This is a genomic window from Vibrio sp. SCSIO 43155, assembly GCF_023716605.1.
Classification (GTDB): Bacteria; Pseudomonadota; Gammaproteobacteria; order Enterobacterales; family Vibrionaceae; genus Vibrio; species Vibrio harveyi.
Genome location: NZ_CP071853.1, coordinates 390,591 through 406,931 on the forward strand (window position 1 = coordinate 390,591; position 16,341 = coordinate 406,931).

The following is a 16,341-nucleotide window of genomic DNA, read 5'->3' on the forward strand; positions in this document are numbered from 1 at the left end:
TTAAGGCACGTGCTACAAGGGCTGACGGCGTCTGACCCAAGCGAATAAACTGCCAAGAGTGACCAGCCCGAAACCAAGTGAACCGCCACTGCTTTCACCACTGTTATTATTGCCAAAATCATTGCTGGTGGTGTCTTCCGGATCGAACCCTGAATCCCCTTCGCTATGGTAATCCTCGCTTGCAGCCAGAGCGGCGTTGTAGACCGTTTTTACTCCGGAACTGGTTTGCGCCTCGACCCAAGAAGTGTAATTGAGTACTTCTGTAAATACGCTAGGAATAGCGGGAGACTCGCAAACCGAAGATCCGTAGCTCACTATGCCGATCTGTTGATAATCCCCGTTGGTGTCTTGATAGGTCAAAGGACCACCAGAGTCTCCTGCACATATCCCAGTGTAAGTTCGGTTAGGGAAGCCATTGGCGCACAAGCTTTCTTGTGAGTTAAAGCCTGAAACAAGTGAGGCACACTGTAAATCTGTTAAGGGTTGGATTTCTGCCCAGCGTAGATAGTTAGGGCCTGATGTATCGTTCGTTGAGGTTTGTCCAAGCCCAAAGATTTGATATACCGCCTGCTCACTGTAGTCGCCAAAGTCCTGTGGTAGTGTGATGGATTGGACGTTGTCGGTAATTGGACGCGTGAGCTCCAAGACAGCTATATCGTTAATCCAAAGGTCATCTGGATCGTAGTTTGGATGAATGGTGATAGCTCGCACATCTTTAAATTCTTCCACGAACACATCGTTCATGGTTGGGTTTTTTACCAACACGCGAAGATCGTTGATTGTCCATCCGCCAGTGAAGACACTCGGTTCGACACAGTGTGCTGCGGTCATGATGTACCTGTCATTAACGATGGTACCACCGCAAATGTTGGCAAACTGACTGGAACCCGTACGGTGTAAAATGACGCGTGCAAAGAAAGGGAGTTGGTTGGCTGTAGCTTGTTGTCCGCCAATAATAAAAGGTTTCACGTCAGGTGAACTGACTTCACCCATCGTTTCGGCTGAGCTAGAAAGTGGGGCAATGAGAACAACGCCACTCATAAAGAAATGATACAACCTCATAAAGCCATCCTTGGATTTCAAAAGCACTCTTTTTACTTTATACCAATTCCGGCATTAATCTATTCACTCGTGATGCAAATAAATCCACGTTATACCCAAGTAACGTCGAGATGCTAGGTTCAGCGAGAATGACTTGGTTTGTAGACGCGGCGGCGATTTAAAGGTTTAGTGGGTCTAAATCAAGAATCGACAACAAAGTATACGAGCCAAGGCCCTTACTATTTACAAAGAGTGCCCTTTGGGAGCGTGTCTTCGACTCGTTTTTTTAGTCAAACAAAGGGCTGCGTCAAACAACTTGGAAAGAGCTAGCTATTACACTGCGTTGTTTTCCTTACTCTCGAATCAATGATAACGCTCTGAATCCTGCACCGTGAAGTCACTTGGGTATAAAGTCGATTATCTCAATTTAATATTCAATCGGTTGCACCTTTGTGCTGGCGAAACTTTAGGTTCAATACAAATCGTGTGATCGCTGCTCTAGCACACGGGCATGTTGGCGTATCAGCTAAACTCTTGTCTTAGCCAAGACCTCAGTAAATGAAAGGCTTCCTGTTTGAGTTTGTGTGGTGGGCAAACAAAGTAAAACTGCTGGTATGGGTTGACCACAGGCTCGCCCAATTCCACCAATTGCCCGTATTTGATGTCATCTTTGACAAATAGACGATGGGTTACCAATAACCCCAAACGTCTTGTCGTTGCTTGCACCGCTTGAATGGACATATTGAAGGTCATTGGCTTTTTATTGGTAGGTCGCAGTAATCCTGTCTCTTCTTCCCAAACTTGCCAGTCATGCTTTCGGCGATCGTTAGTGACTTCAATGATGGGGTAAGTTGATAGCAGTTGCTGAATGTCTCGGTTATCAGGCTGCTCTAATAATTCGGGACTGCACACCAACACTAACTCATCCTCACTCAGCTTTTCACAATAGTAATCTTGCCACTCTTGAGGACTACCATGCACGACCGCAGCGTCAATCCCCTCTTGCTCTAAGCTAAACAATCCCACCAAATTAGACAGACGAACATCCAACTGAGGGGCGTAATCTTGCAAGCTCGACATGCGAGGGATCCACCAATGCAAAGCAAGTGAGTTAACCATATTGAGCGTAATACGCTTGGAGTTTTGATCGTGAATCAAAGCTTCAGTAGCATCGACGATTTGCTCCAACGCAGGCGCCACTTTGCGATAATACTTTTTACCATCATTGTTGAGTCTGACTTGGCGACCAATGCGATCAAACAAAGGTTTATTGACCTGACCTTCTAACGATTTGATGGTTTGGCTCACCGCAGAGTGGCTCACAGAGAGTAGGTGGGCGGCTTCTGTCATGCTGCCTGTCTCCGCTACAGCGACAAATGCGTAGATGGATTTTAGTGGGACTAATTTGCGCATACTGCTTCGGCTCTCTCTATGAACTGGATTTAATTTAACTTGTAAGTTTTACTTACATTAGCGTTTAAAAATACTCGCTATTTATCACTAACGCCTTTTCCTAAAATACTCCGTGAATTAAGGAGTATCCAATGAAAGAAGAAAATAAACCCGTCATCTTTATGTTGATGTCGACATTAAGCTTATCTGTTACAGGGCTGTTAGCAAAGCAGCTCAGTGATGATTTATCCGTGACCATGTTCAGTTTTTTACGCTTCTTTACTCCAGCTCTCATTTTATTGGTCATGCTGTGCTTTAAGAATCTGACTTTGCCTACTGCAGGTACTATTAAACCAATTGTTCTGCGTGCTCTTTTCATCGCAATGTGTCAGTTGTGTTTCATTGCTTCTTTGCAAACGCTCACTTTGGTTGAAGGGGTTGTACTGTTCGCAACTGGACCACTGTTTATGCCCATCGTCGAGAAGCTGTTTATGCGTGGTCAGATTCGAATGTCGACTATCGTAGCGCTCGTTATGGCGTTTTCAGGTGTGATTTTATTGGCGGGTGCAGATGGCGAGTTTACATGGCGTATCGATTTGCTCTTGGGGTTAGCTGGTGGGCTGTTTAACTCGGGTTCTCAATTGACGCTCTACAAAGCAAGTAAGAGTGGTCTATCACCACTAGAAATCAATTTTTGGACCTTCGGCACAGCGGCACTGCTTATCTTGCCACTCGTGTTCGTGAATGATGCGAGTATGTTGGTTAATTCCCTATCGATAAGCACTTTTGAAACGCCCAATACTGCACTCGTATTTTTGATGTCGTTACTCATTATTAATACGCAAGTATTCCGTTCCAAAGCGTACCAGCTTGCAAGCAGTGGTTCGCAGCTTGCACCGCTGATATTCACCAATCTGTTGTTTACCGCAGTATGGCAATGGACCTTCTTTGACGACCAAATGAGTCATAGCCAAGTTGCAGGAGTGAGTTTGATTGTGTTAGCGACGGTATTGAATACCTGTTGGGTTAGGTTCTCGGCACGCCGCGTACATGTACTGCGAAGGACTGAGTTATCATAATCACACTAAAAAACGGCAGCGAGAGTCTGCCGTTTTTATTTAATTGTTTTATTTTCTATTAAATATGATGACTTGTTTACCTTCCTTGTAGGAAAACAGGTCATTTTTCTATTTTAGTAAAACAAATAGATAAATCTATTTCTGTCATAGGCTTAGAGTTGAATAATAAGATTTGCAAGAATTTAGGGATCGTACACTTTCTATTTGTACTGTAGGAAAGGTCTGAACTGAAACTAAGATTGTTTTTTCTATAACCAAATGCTGATAGCTTTTCATTATAGGTTTGGTTAGGAATCGATAGTAATAAACTATAAATGTAACGAGTTAGCATCACTAATCCAATATTTTAATTAATGCTAATTGGTAATCTTTTAAAACTGGAAAATTAGACATGAGTTCAAAAAACAATGTATGAACTCGGTTAACAAAAATAACTAATGTTAATTCAGTTCATTTTCTGTTCAAAAAATAGGATTAAGGAAAATATTATGAAGCTCAATAAATTAGTTGCGATCTTAGGTTCATGTTTATTTACGTCTTCTGTTCTGGCGGCATCGGCGAATACCATTACTTTCCAAGGTGAGGTGACAGATGAAACATGCACAGTTTCAGTAAACGGTGAAAATGCTTCCCCGGTTGTACTTTTGGAAACTGTGCCGAAGTCAGAGCTAGCGAAAAGTGGTGACACGGCTGGTGCAACGGAGTTTGAAGTTTCTATCTCTGGTTGTACCGGTAACGCGACAACGGGTGTGCCGAACATTTCGACAGTATTCGTCGGTAACCAAGTGACAGGTAATGGGAACCTTGGCAATACAGGCAGTGCGACAAACGTAGAGTTACAAATCTTAGACACTAGCGATTCTGCTATTGACTTAAGCGGTGGCTACAAAGGAAGTAATGATCTTGCACTTGCCGCTGGCGAGAAAGCAAACAGTGCGACGTACAAAGCCCAGTACTACGCAACAGGTGCATCAACAGCAGGTACAGTAAATGCGTCACTACAGTACGCAGTCTCTTACCAGTAAGTTGTAATTGGAGAGAGGCTCTGTCCTCTCTCCTCGTTGTAAAGTGATGAGGTGATAATGTTTTTACGGTTTTGTGTTGTCTTTATCACGGTAATAATGAGCTTCTTTGCGAATGCCAATATTGTCATGACGGGAAGCCGAGTTATATATCCAGAGGGTGAACCGTTCGTTAACGTTTACCTAAAGAACAAAAGCAAAAATGTCTTTATGGTTCAATCTTGGTTTGAGAACGAAGATGGGTCCAGAGCGACACAAAGTGATGTGCCATTTGTCGTGTTGCCACCATTGGCGAAAATTGAGCCACAACGGGGTCAAACGCTAAGGATAATCAAAGGAGTAGAAAAAGCACTTCCCCAAGATCAAGAGTCAGTTTTTTACTTTAACTTTTTACAAATTCCGTCTAATGCTGCCATCGCTGAAGTGGCTGCAAGCAGCAATAAAATTGTGGTAACAGTAAAGCACAAAGTGAAGTTGTTCTACAGACCAAAGCAAGTGGTTAATTACAATAGAAATTGGAAAGAAGACTTTCAAGTTCAGCTCATAAATTATCAAGATGGAATCGCAAAGGTTAGGCTTAGTAATAAGCAACCACTGTATGTATCTTTGTCTGCAAATATGTTCATAGAGCATCTGGACGAAAAGTGGTTCTCAGAAGCTAAAATGATATCACCAAATTCATATCAAGATTTTACGTTCAAAAATGTAAAAATTAAAAAAGGTGATAAAGCCGATTTGTTAATAACGACGATCAGTGACCAAGGGGCATTAATACCTAAGCGTTATTCCATTCAGTTTTAAATATTAATTTAGCTTTGGTGAGTAATATGTTGTTCGTCAAACGTTCATATTTTATTTTTTCGCTTATTGCTGCAATGCCTACTTTAGCGGAAGAGCTCGCTTTTGACCCTTCACTATTTCATGGCGATGTGGATATTCAAAAGCACATGTTATCTGGCGATGCATTAAATGGCTACTCGTTTGATGATGGGCACTTAGTTGATTTGTATGTCAATGGCGAAATGGTTCTCCAAGGGAGTGTTGTTTCTTCTCGTTTGAATAAGAGGACTGAGCGCAAAGAGCCTTGTTTTTCTGCCCAACAACTCAAATTGATCGGGCTTAAGTTGGATGACAAAGCGAAAGCAAATCTCAGTTGTCAGCTTTTGTCTGACGTCGCGCCAATGGTGAAGTGGCAGTATGACGAATCAAGCTTTCAAATGAATTTGGACATCCCACAAGCGGCGATGGAAAGTAAACCTCGTGGTTACATTGATCCAGAAAAATGGGATGAAGGTATGACGGCTTTTTTTGTGCGCCATAACACGAACTATTACCACAATGAGTACAAACGCGCAGAAGACAGCGATTACCTTTACAGCAACTTAAAAGTTGGGATGAATCTGGGCTTGTGGCAATTTCGTCACGATGGTTACTTTCGCTATTTGGACAATGATACAGAATATACCTCGTTGAATACGTACGTTCAGCGTCCTATTTCTTCAATCCACAGTTCATTGTTGCTTGGTGAGTCGTACACCAATGGCTCTATTTTTGGCAGCTTGTCATACAGCGGTATCAAGTTATCAACGGATCAGCGCATGTGGCCGCAAAGCCAGCTTGGGTATGCGCCGGAAGTTCGTGGTGTCGCTGCCACTTATGCTCATGTCGTGATTAAACAGCAAGGTAAAATTATTAAAGAAATCGACGTACCACCCGGTCCTTTTGTTATCAGTGATTTGAACGATACCAAAAGTGATGGTGAGTTAGAGGTGATCATTCAAGAAGCTGACGGTAGCGTAAGCTCATTCAACGTGCCTTACTCCTCGGTGCCTCTTTCTGTGCGCCCTGGACAAATCATTTATAACACCGTTCTTGGTGATGTTAGAGGGTATGAAGAGGTCAGCAATTGGTTTGCTGAAGGTTCTATCCAGCAAGGTGTAAACAACCGTCTTACGTTCAACTATGGTTTGCGCATGGGGAAAGATTATCAGGCGTATTTAGCTGGCGGTGTGGTTGCGACGCCAATCGGTGCATTTGGTATAAATAGCACCTATTCATTTGCGCGTGTGTATGAAGAAAAAGAGTACCAACGTGGGTGGCAAGTGGAGATGAACTATGGTCGCTCGTTTGATACCGGTACCAATTTTTCTCTGCTTGCTTATCGTTATTCTTCAGAAAACTACAAAGAGTTGGAAGACGTTCTGGGCTTGAGAAAACAGCGAAAAAACAATAGCGATGAATATCAGTCTCAAACGCTCAATCAAAGAAACCGTCTTACGTTGTCTTTGAGCCAATCATTGGAGAAATACGGCACGGTTAACGTTAGTGGTTCTCTAGTGGATTATTACGATGGTGAAGAGAGTATCGATTACCAAGCTACCTACAATAATCATTGGAGAAATGTGTCTTACAACATCAGCGTGGGACGTCAGTTTTATCACGAAGAGTTTGGCGTAGGTAATTATGAAAACACCGTAGCATTGAGTGTGTCACTTCCGTTCGACTTCTATGACCGTTGGTCGACATTTGGGTTTAACTATACCCATAGTAAATCGAGTGAATCAGCGACCGCCAATGTATCGGGGACGCTGGGTAAAGATGCACCTGTTTCTTATTCAGTCTACGGTGGGCGAGAAGGGAATAGCAATACTTATGGCGGCAGCTTGTACACCAGAACTCCTTACGGCGGCGTTTCGCTTTCTTCTGCAAATGGCGATGATTACAACCGTGTTTCGGCGGGTATTTCAGGAACGATGCTTGTGCACGATGGCGGTGTCACCCTAGGTCCTTATACCAATGATTCGTTTGCTTTAATTGAAGCGAAAGGCGCGAAAGGTGCCAAGGTAATGAATGGACAAGGTGCAAGAATCGATGACTCTGGCTACGCGTTATTGCCTTCGTTGATTCCTTATCGTTATACCGATGTGTCTTTGAAAAATAATGGGTTAAGTACTGGCGCGGAAATCAAAACCGGTAGTCGGAAAGTCGTGCCGTATTCCGGTGCTGTTGTAAAAGTGAAGTTTGAAACGCTGAAAGGAAAAGCGGTGTTGATCAATACCGTACTCGATAAAGGGGGGATTCCTCCAATGGGCGCAGATGCTTTTGATCAGCAAGGGATAAAGATCGGCATGGTTGGGCAAGCTGGTCAGGTGTACGCCCGATTAAAAGAGACTAACAACGTAGTGATTTTACGTTGGGGTACTGGCAATGAATGCAGCATCAACTACACCCCGCCGAAATCGGACCGAGTACTTCTCTTAACCGAACAAACCTGCATGATGAGGTAATTATGAAATATTCAATATGGACCCTTTGCCTATCTATCTTGTTTGTGAGTATGTCTGCTTTTGCTACCTGCACAAAGCTGAACACGACGAACCAAGCTTACTTATCAACCGAGGCAATCAACGCTGGTTACTATGTAAACAATAACTTTACTGGTGCGGCGGATGGATACTTTGGAAGCTATGGTTTACCCGGGGTGATTAGCATCAACAGTGGCAGTCTTTTTCAGCCAGATGGCAGCGTCATTGCGACTTCGACAGCTTCGTTCTTAGGCTCAGCAAACCGAACGCCTTATGGCGATAAGCAGGTTTTGTTTCGATGCGACTTAGCTGATAAAAACGATCTTTGGGAGTATTACTCAACAAACGGAGACGACAACTATGCAGGACGAAATGAAGTTCCGGGCATTCCAGGAGCCTATTATTCTGACTATCGTTATGCCGCCTTTCGTCTGACTAATCTTGCAACCGGTGAGTACTATTCCCGTTATTGGAAAGCGAGAAAGCTCAACCCTGATGATATGTTTCAAGACAGCAATTACATCTATGTACACGCAGGAGTGTTTAGTGATGTAAGTGTTGAAGTCATCAAAGTAACCAGCGGGACGGGTAACTACGGGTTGAACTACGGTCGCTTTTCACCGACTCGTAACGGTGTGCATGGCTATATTGCATTTAAAGGCGGCGGTCGAAGTTCTGGTTTGACCGTTGGTTGTGACCATGGTGGCGGTTGTTACAGTGGATGGTATGGAGATTATCCCGGAGCGTGGGGATGGGCGAATCAGCTTACGTTTATTCGTGGTGCGTTTTGCCAAGTTTCAGATTACACACCACACGTACTCTTCCCGACGATGACCGTCGATGCGCTAAATAATGGTGAATCATCAAGGTTGGCGTTTAGCATCGGTTTACTGTGTGAACTTAATGCTGCGTCTGGCACCACATCTAACACAAGTACCAGTCTGACAGCGACACGTCCGATTGCGATCGGCTTATTGGTGAACTCTGCCAACGCAGCCAGTAAAGCCGAGCAACTTGGGCTAAAAACATCTGCGGGCGGTTTAACGTATTTGTTAAGCAATGAATACGGGAATCCTGGCGTAGCTCAGGGGGTCGGGATCAGAATATACGATAACTCTGGGTCTCCAATGAACCTGTTGCCTAGTCGTACGACTGGAACGGGTAATGCTGGCGGATGGTATGGCTTTAAAGAGGTCACGCAATTGGAATCATCCAATGCATCTTCTGAATCCTACCGAGGTCACTTTACGGCTTCTCTAGAAAAACTCAGTGGTGAAACTGTTACAGCAGGAGCTGTGTATGCCCAAGCGCAAATCATCGTCAGCTTTCAATAAGTTCACTTGGTTACTTTTCAGTATTGTTTTGGTTTTTTCGATGTCTTCTGTTCATGCAGCTGTCGATATAGATCGAACTCGTATTGTCATCAGTGCCCATGACTTAGAAAGTGACTTTACCCTAGCGAATTCTGGTGAGGATAACGTACTTCTTCAATTATGGACGGACAAAGGTGACCTCAAGGTTTCTCCATCGGATGAGGAGACACCATTATTCGTTATCCCTCCTATTTTTAAAATGGCGCGGGGAGAAGTGCGATCAGTACGTTTGTTACTGAATCGAGCCGATTTAGATTTTGAAGATCGTGAAAACTTGCTTTGGTTAAACATCTTTCAAGTGACGCAGGTATCCGAAGAAACAGTCACCGCAAATACTCAGCAAATCATGTTGCCGTTGAGGTTGCGCTTAAAAGTACTTGTTCGCCCAAAAGGCATCAAAGCCCCAGGAAAACATGCGTTTTCACAACTGCGTTTTGTGCGCGCAGGAGAAAGTTTGAAGGTGGTGAATCCGCTGCCTTGGTTTGCAAATTTTTTGTCGATAAAAGTGGGTGACGATACCTATGAAAGAATCACTGTCGCACCTTTTTCGAGCGTTAGCTTACCGCTAGGTCAACGTCTAAATATACAACAAGTACATTTCGACATCATTGGAGATGACGGAAATATAACAAATTATAAAGGTACCTTAGTTCATTAGCATAAAGTGGTGAGATTTATGATTTACAACTTTGAAAGGGAGTTCGCTGCTTGGTTAGAGGAAAAATCGATCTCTAGGAAAGAACTTATTGCAATATTACAACAAGCCTATTATGAGGAGTTTAAAGGGTTAGACACCATCACTCTGAGCCGGTGGTTGAACGGTAAAGTGATTCCTCCTTTGTATAAGCAATTCTATATCGCGCGATGTTTAGACATCGACTTAGTTGAGATCATTCTTAATCTAGATGAGCACGGGCATAAAAATCCTGCACGGCATGCCTCTGTGTTGTCTAATTTGGTAAAGGCGTTTGACTTCTCTCTGACGGCTCTTTCTTACTATAAAGTACCCGAATTTGTTCGAAGTGAAATTCGTTCCCAAACCTATTACGAACACCTTGAGGTTTTTAAAGATTTTTATAGCAATGTTTCTGCCATTGAAGGTTTTATTGGGGACTTGTACGCGATGAAAACGGATATTAAGTACAAGTGTATTTTATTGCAGAATAAACAAGACGATATTGTTGGTCATTGGGCTGGTATATTGAACTTAGAGAAGCTGAACAACCTATCTTCGTTCATTAGTATCCCTGAAAATGAAGTAAAGCGAAGTTGTCTGGTTAAGTTAGGACACGCGATGAACTCTACTCATTTCTTTGAATTAGTGATTCAAGCGATTTGTTATTACTTGCTTTCTCTTTATAAGACAAAGGATTACGTCTATATCTTTATTGCCGGATATCCGATTCTTGAGTTTGCAAAGAAAGTATTTAATGCAAAAGAGGTCAAGTATTACCCGCCTACAGACAGTAGCCAGAAGGTGGGTTTGTATTTGGTTAAGTTCGATATCATTCGTTCCATTTCCAACCCTATTTTGATTCCAAAGATCAAAAAAAAATTGCAGTGTTTACAAGAGTGCGATTTTAAAGACTGCAACCTTTGTAACTTGCGTCAGTTTTGCTCTGCCAAGTCAAAATCTTGTCCTGCTTAGCTTATAAGTTAACGGTTAGTGTTTTGTATAAGAAGCCTTGTAGCCCCCAAACTGGGATATTGCTCTGGGTGATTTGCATGCGCTCTAGTGGCGTTTCGACCCGTTCAATGATCAACTTTGCTCGGGTCTTTTTGCTCAGTTCAATCACTCGGTCATAATAGTCTTGTTTAGTGGAGTGTTCGACCTTAATAAACTGATAAAGCCCACCTAGCACCTCTTGTTCTCTAAAATCGAAGTCTAAATCATAGTCATCTACTGCTAACAGGACATTTTGTTTCTTCAGAAAATCGAACCCCTTTTGAATTTCTGGGCATCGTTGGCAGGTATTCCTTTCTGTGACTTCAATGACTAAATCCGCCTTTAATGTTTCGAGCGTATTCCTAAGAATGACAATGTCACACAATAAGTACTTGTCGCATAGGTTGCTTCTTTCAAGGTTAATGAAAACGTATTTTCCAAAGAAGTCATTGGTGTGTTGATGGATATAGTGCTCTAATCTAGAAATCAACGCACGGCTCATATGAGGGTACTGTATTTCCCGATTATAGAGGTCTTTTATCTCTTGTTTTGGAAGATTCAGAGGATCGAGAAGAACCTCGTAACCAAGAACCCTGTTCTTGACGTCGACGATTTCCTGCAGCTTGTAATGGATATCCGATGGGTAGATATTGTTGGTTTTATTCAAGTAATCTTCGATCAAAAAGCACATTTTCCCGTTATTCCGTTTTTTTGAACATGATGGTGATGAACTCCATCTCTTCATCAGAGATAAGTGGTTTTTCATCGAGCAACGTTTTTCTCTTAAATTCAATGACACCTTTTATTTCACGTATTTGCTCTGGTCTCATTTCATTAATGCGTTGTTTTATATAGTTAAACTCTCTTTGTTCTACGCCACTCATGTTGAATCCATTACTGATATACCGCTGCATTAGGGTGTCGTTTTTCGTGTATTCAATTTAATTGAAGAGTGAAGCAGCATGTTGGCATTAGGCGTTGAAAAAATAGCAAGCTGCTAATGGACTCGATTTCGATAAGCTCTGCACTATTGATGTCAGGCTTCGCAATTCTCCTTTGGCTGTTCGCGAATTGTTTGATTTTTAATCAGAATGAGCTAGCGTCAAGAAAGGTGCAGGGAGAGAAAACATGCTGACTTTAAACTATCACGTCGAGATTGCCGCGACACCTCAGCGCGTATGGAGCGTGCTGACCGATGTCGAACTATATAAACGATGGGCACAAGCCTTTTCGCCTCAGTCTCAATTTGATGGCGCATGGGAAGAAGGTTGTGACATGACCTTTTTTGACCCAGACATGGGCGGAACGAGAGCGATAATTGACACGGTACAGCCGCTACAAAAACTGGAGTTTCATCATGTTGCCATTTTTAACCCAGATAATCGGCAGCAATTGGATGGAGACTTAGCGTCAAAGTGGATCGGATCGCGAGAGATCTATCAGATCGATACGTTGGAGGATCGCTTATTGCTGAGTATAACCATTCACACTCACAGTGATTTTGTGTCGATGTTCAACCACGGCTGGGAGAAGGCTCTGCCTTTGATCAAAACTATCAGCGAAGAATAGGGTGAGGTTGCAAGCTAAGATTGGGCTGACGACAGGTGACTTGTGGGTATACAATAGCCGCCAATTTGCGCACCAAGAGAGTTGATGATGGAATTTAAGGTTGATACCCACACGCATACGTACGCCAGTGGTCACGCATACAGTACGTTGATTGAAAACGCGAAATCGGCAAAAGAGAACGGGCTTGATATGTTCTGTACGACCGATCACGCTGAATCAATGCCGGGTGCGCCTCATTACTGGTTTTTCTCTAACCAGAAAATTCTGCCTCGTTTTCTTGAGGGGGTTGCGATCATTCGTGGCGTTGAATCTAACATCATGAACACTCAAGGTGACATCGACATTCCCGACAGCGTTGATCGAAATTTGGATTGGGTGATTGCCAGTTTTCATGAGCCAGTATTCCGCCCTGCAGATAGTGCCACGCACACGGAAGCGTTGTTGAATATCATCAAAAATGGTCGTGTTGATGCGTTGGGTCACTTAGGTAACCCGAACTTTGACTTTGATTTTGAAGCTGTGCTGAAGTGCGCTAAAGAGAACAATGTAGCGATTGAAATTAACAACACCACTCTGAAGGGCAATAGCCGCGTCGGTAGTGTAGACCGCTGCCATGAGATTGCACAAATCGGCAAAGAATTGGGTGTGTTTTTTACTACTGGCAGCGACGCACACTTCTGTCATGACGTGGGTAACCTGAGCTTAGTCGGCGAGTTAATGGACAGAGTGGGTATCGACAGTAGCAAAGTTATTACTCACTCAGCACAACAACTCTTAGCCTTCTTAGAGTTGCGCGGTCGTAAGCCAATCGTAGAGTATGACGAGATTCGCAACGCATAAACTTGATTACACTTTTGGTTATGCAAGTGTTAAGGGATTGCTTTACACTGCTCGCATTAAAAAGCCGACTCAGAATTCGGCATTCAATGGAGAAGTGAAGATGTTACGTCCTTTAATACTGGGGTGTGTGATTGCGTTAGGCTCAACTTATGCAATGGCAGAAGCCGTCGATTTAAAACAAAACATGAAGCAGATGAAGATGGAATTCAAACAGGCGGCGGAAGCGTCTGATGTTGAAACCATGAAATCTGCGATTGATAGCTTGCAAGCGATCGTCGAACAATCTAAGCGTGGTAATTACCCACCAGAGAAGTTTGATACCTACCTAGAAGGCTTTAACAAGTTGACGGTAACGCTAGATAAGATTGAAGCTGATCTCGATGCGGGCAAGCTACAAGAAGCGAAAGATCAATTACGTGAAATCGATAGTCTACGCGAAGAGTACCACGATAAGCGTAACCCGAGTATTTGGAGTAAGCTGTTTAGCTAACCGTTTATCCAACTTGAAAAGATGACCATCAGCCTGCCACTTCGGCGGGCTTTTTTGTGCCTGTCAATCACAGTATTCAAGAAAACCTGTGAGGTAGCAGCCACTTATGAATCCTCTTTTTGAGCTAGCACTCAGAATTGGTTACGCTATGTGAAATTTGTTAAGTCACCGTTATGCGTAGATTAATTCCTTTTTACCGCTCCATGTTATTTGCTAGCGCTCTAAGTTGGGTACTAGTAACACTGATGCCTGTTATCAATGCTCATGGTAACAGCATGGGGGTGTGGGCGACGCTATGTACACTGAACGGTTTTGAGTTGGTGCAGATAGAAGAGGGTGACAACTCCGTCAGCCACAAAGGTAAGCCTTGTCCGTTCAGCCACTTCTCGACTTTTCATCACGATACACTTCCAACGACACCGATACTCTCAAGATTGAGCTTGGTCGTTTCTGACAGCTACACTTATTTGGCTCTAAGTGTGCGATTTGAAACGCCAGTTCCTCGTGCTCCCCCAATTTCCTTTTTCTCATAACAAAAACAATTACAAGTAAATAAAGCCAACAACACTGCCATTCGAGCAGTGGTACTCCCGAATCTAAGTCAAATGACGTCACATACCGATGAGTATGTTCAGGATGCGTTTGACTGAATTTGGGTGTTCACAATGAAAAAAGGAAAATACACATGTTGAGAAACTCGGCAAAGCCTCAACTCAAGGAAGCTTCACGCGAAAAGTCCATCTATTTTATGACGTGGCGATGGCACTTCTACGCAGGTTTATTCGTTATTCCATTTATGTTGATGCTCTCCCTTACGGGGTTAGTGATGCTGTTTGATGATGAAATCGAACTGGCTCGATATGAGGCAACGTTGCACGTTATACCGCAAGAGCAAACCGTTCCTGTTTCTAGACAGTTAGACGCGGTAAAGCAGGCGTATCCCGATTTTAATATCACCCAATTTGTGCCTGCAAAAACATCTGATATTGCCAACCGATTCTCGATTCAAAATCAAGAAGGCAGCTCATTGATTGTTGCTGTGAACCCATACTCCGGAGAAGTACAAGGGACGATTAACCGTGGTGATAGCATCTATGAACTGATGAATAACATCCATGGCACTTTGCTTATTGGTGATTTGGGTGATCGGTTAATAGAAATCGCCGCCAGTTTAGGCATTTTACTGTTGGTGTCTGGTTTGTACCTGTGGTTACCAAGAGACAACGCAAGCCGTGCTGGCTTTTTGAAAATTCGTTTTGGCAGTGGAACTCGTATTTTGATGCGAGATCTGCATGCGAATTTAGGCGGTGTGCTATCAATTGTTCTGTTGTTCTTTTTGATTTCAGGTCTGTCTTGGGCTGGGATATGGGGCGCGAAAATGGTGCAAGCTTGGAATACCTTCCCAACCTATTACACATGGGGTGAGAAACCAGAGTCGACACTGATACACAAAGACCTGAATCATGGTGCATCAGAAGAGATGCCATGGAACTTAGAGCTTGCTGCTGTGCCACAGTCGAAAGATAAACCAGCTCATGATCACGCCAACATGAAGGAAGAATCGGCTTATGCAGGCAGTCATGATGCACTATCTATTGATGATATCGTCCATAAGGCAGAAATGATGGGTTTTACTGGCTATAAGCTATTTTTGCCACGCTCTGAGACAGGTGTTTACACCGTGGCTGCTAACTCAATGGGCGGTGATATTTCCGATCCAAGACAAGATCGCACCAGTCACTTTGACCAATATTCCGGTCGCTTGTTGGTGGACGTCACATGGCAAGATTACAGTTTGTTTGCCAAGTTCATGGCGGCAGGCGTGTCATTGCACCAAGGCGATGTGAGTGTATTGAACAAAGTGCTCAACGTGGTGTTCTGTCTGGCGTTCATTTTAATCTCAATCACAGGGGTTGTGATGTGGTGGATTCGTCGACCAAGTCGCAGTGCTGCATTAGGGGCGCCACCTAAATTTCAACAAGACGGCATTTGGAAGCTTGGTTTAGTAACGTTGGTAGTATTGTGTTTGGCGTTTCCGATGGGCGGTTTGGCAATTGTTACCGTTCTCGCACTGGATTGGCTGTTGTTCAACCGCGTCGAGAAGCTGAAAACGGCGTTAAACTAGCAAGAGACGAGTGAAATAGTAAAAGAGCCAGCGAATTGCTGGCTCTTTTTATTTCTGATAAATCTCCAGCGGCAAGCCATCTGGATCTTGGAAGAAGGTAAATGCTTTGTCTGTGAACTCGTCAATACGAATCGGCTCGACTTCAACGTCATTCGATTCGAGGTAGGCTTTTACTTGATCAACATCATCAACCAAAAACGCGAGATGTCTCAACCCTTGTGCTTCGGGAAAGCTTGGTCTATTCGGTGCGCCCGGAAAGCTAAACAGCTCAACTTGGCTTCCATCAGGCAGAGCAAGGTCGAGCTTGTAAGAGTCTCTTGCTTCACGATAATTTTCGGCAATGACTTTTAGCCCCAAGACTTGGGTGTAAAAGTGCTTTGATGTTGGGTAATCGCTGCAAATGATTGCGACGTGGTGAATGGCATTAAACATGGTTAGT

Annotated in this window: 17 protein-coding genes; 12 read left to right on the forward strand and 5 right to left on the reverse strand. The window is 43.5% G+C overall.

Annotated elements, in window-relative coordinates; translation table 11 throughout:
• Positions 1–12: 12 nt before the first annotated feature.
• The gene (locus J4N44_RS18870; RefSeq protein WP_252045789.1) at positions 13–1,041 is read right to left on the reverse strand and encodes a S1 family peptidase; all 1,029 of its coding nucleotides are present in this window, start codon (positions 1,039–1,041) and stop codon (positions 13–15) included.
• Between the two features lie 522 nt (positions 1,042–1,563).
• Entirely contained in the window at positions 1,564–2,454 is an 891-nt protein-coding gene (locus J4N44_RS18875; protein ID WP_252045589.1) for a LysR substrate-binding domain-containing protein, read from the reverse strand.
• A gap of 131 nt (positions 2,455–2,585) precedes the next feature.
• On the opposite strand from J4N44_RS18875, the gene J4N44_RS18880 reads away from it, so the two are divergent.
• The 7 genes from J4N44_RS18880 (at position 2,586) to J4N44_RS18910 (ending at position 10,860) form a co-directional block, all read left to right on the forward strand.
• Entirely contained in the window at positions 2,586–3,512 is a 927-nt protein-coding gene (locus J4N44_RS18880; RefSeq protein ID WP_252045590.1) for a DMT family transporter, read from the forward strand.
• 488 nt (positions 3,513–4,000) lie between these two features.
• Positions 4,001–4,537 carry a fimbrial protein gene (locus J4N44_RS18885; protein WP_005448705.1) on the forward strand — a complete coding sequence of 179 codons (537 nt, stop codon included), beginning with the start codon at positions 4,001–4,003 and terminating at the stop codon, positions 4,535–4,537.
• 57 nt (positions 4,538–4,594) lie between these two features.
• Positions 4,595–5,335 (forward strand): fimbrial biogenesis chaperone, encoded by a 741-nt coding sequence (locus tag J4N44_RS18890; RefSeq protein ID WP_110415144.1) that lies wholly within the window; start codon positions 4,595–4,597, stop codon positions 5,333–5,335.
• Between the two features lie 26 nt (positions 5,336–5,361).
• On the forward strand, positions 5,362–7,821 hold the full coding sequence (locus J4N44_RS18895) for a fimbria/pilus outer membrane usher protein (RefSeq protein ID WP_053050907.1): 2,460 nt from the start codon (positions 5,362–5,364) through the stop codon (positions 7,819–7,821).
• 2 nt (positions 7,822–7,823) lie between these two features.
• Positions 7,824–9,173, forward strand: coding sequence for a fimbrial usher protein StbD (gene stbD / locus J4N44_RS18900; RefSeq protein WP_053050906.1), 1,350 nt, complete (start codon positions 7,824–7,826; stop codon positions 9,171–9,173).
• Positions 9,139–9,870, forward strand: coding sequence for a fimbria/pilus periplasmic chaperone (locus J4N44_RS18905; RefSeq protein ID WP_252045591.1), 732 nt, complete (start codon positions 9,139–9,141; stop codon positions 9,868–9,870). The genes stbD and J4N44_RS18905 overlap by 35 nt, the downstream gene beginning before the upstream one ends.
• Positions 9,871–9,888: 18 nt before the next feature.
• Positions 9,889–10,860, forward strand: coding sequence for a helix-turn-helix domain-containing protein (locus J4N44_RS18910; RefSeq protein WP_005448711.1), 972 nt, complete (start codon positions 9,889–9,891; stop codon positions 10,858–10,860).
• 1 nt (position 10,861) lies between these two features.
• Here the strand turns inward: J4N44_RS18910 and J4N44_RS18915 are convergent, their stop codons facing one another.
• Complete coding sequence (locus J4N44_RS18915) at positions 10,862–11,569, reverse strand: EAL domain-containing protein (RefSeq protein WP_252045592.1); 708 nt, start codon at positions 11,567–11,569, stop codon at positions 10,862–10,864.
• Positions 11,570–11,576: 7 nt separating this feature from the next.
• Complete coding sequence (locus tag J4N44_RS18920; protein WP_005448713.1) at positions 11,577–11,762, reverse strand: hypothetical protein; 186 nt, start codon at positions 11,760–11,762, stop codon at positions 11,577–11,579.
• Between the two features lie 244 nt (positions 11,763–12,006).
• Between J4N44_RS18920 and J4N44_RS18925 the strand changes: the two genes are divergently transcribed.
• From J4N44_RS18925 to J4N44_RS18945, 5 genes are all read left to right on the forward strand, one after another.
• The gene (locus tag J4N44_RS18925; protein ID WP_005448715.1) at positions 12,007–12,447 is read left to right on the forward strand and encodes an SRPBCC family protein; all 441 of its coding nucleotides are present in this window, start codon (positions 12,007–12,009) and stop codon (positions 12,445–12,447) included.
• 87 nt (positions 12,448–12,534) lie between these two features.
• Positions 12,535–13,287, forward strand: coding sequence for a phosphatase (locus J4N44_RS18930; protein WP_252045790.1), 753 nt, complete (start codon positions 12,535–12,537; stop codon positions 13,285–13,287).
• Between the two features lie 100 nt (positions 13,288–13,387).
• Positions 13,388–13,777, forward strand: coding sequence for a cytochrome b562 (locus tag J4N44_RS18935; RefSeq protein ID WP_252045593.1), 390 nt, complete (start codon positions 13,388–13,390; stop codon positions 13,775–13,777).
• A gap of 173 nt (positions 13,778–13,950) precedes the next feature.
• Complete coding sequence (locus tag J4N44_RS18940; protein ID WP_074051782.1) at positions 13,951–14,310, forward strand: hypothetical protein; 360 nt, start codon at positions 13,951–13,953, stop codon at positions 14,308–14,310.
• A 152-nt stretch (positions 14,311–14,462) separates the two neighbouring features.
• On the forward strand, positions 14,463–15,902 hold the full coding sequence (locus tag J4N44_RS18945) for a PepSY-associated TM helix domain-containing protein (protein ID WP_009697231.1): 1,440 nt from the start codon (positions 14,463–14,465) through the stop codon (positions 15,900–15,902).
• Between the two features lie 48 nt (positions 15,903–15,950).
• Here J4N44_RS18945 and gloA2 read toward each other — a convergent pair whose 3' ends face one another.
• Positions 15,951–16,334 (reverse strand): SMU1112c/YaeR family gloxylase I-like metalloprotein, encoded by a 384-nt coding sequence (gene gloA2 / locus J4N44_RS18950; protein ID WP_252045594.1) that lies wholly within the window; start codon positions 16,332–16,334, stop codon positions 15,951–15,953.
• Positions 16,335–16,341: the final 7 nt, after the last annotated feature.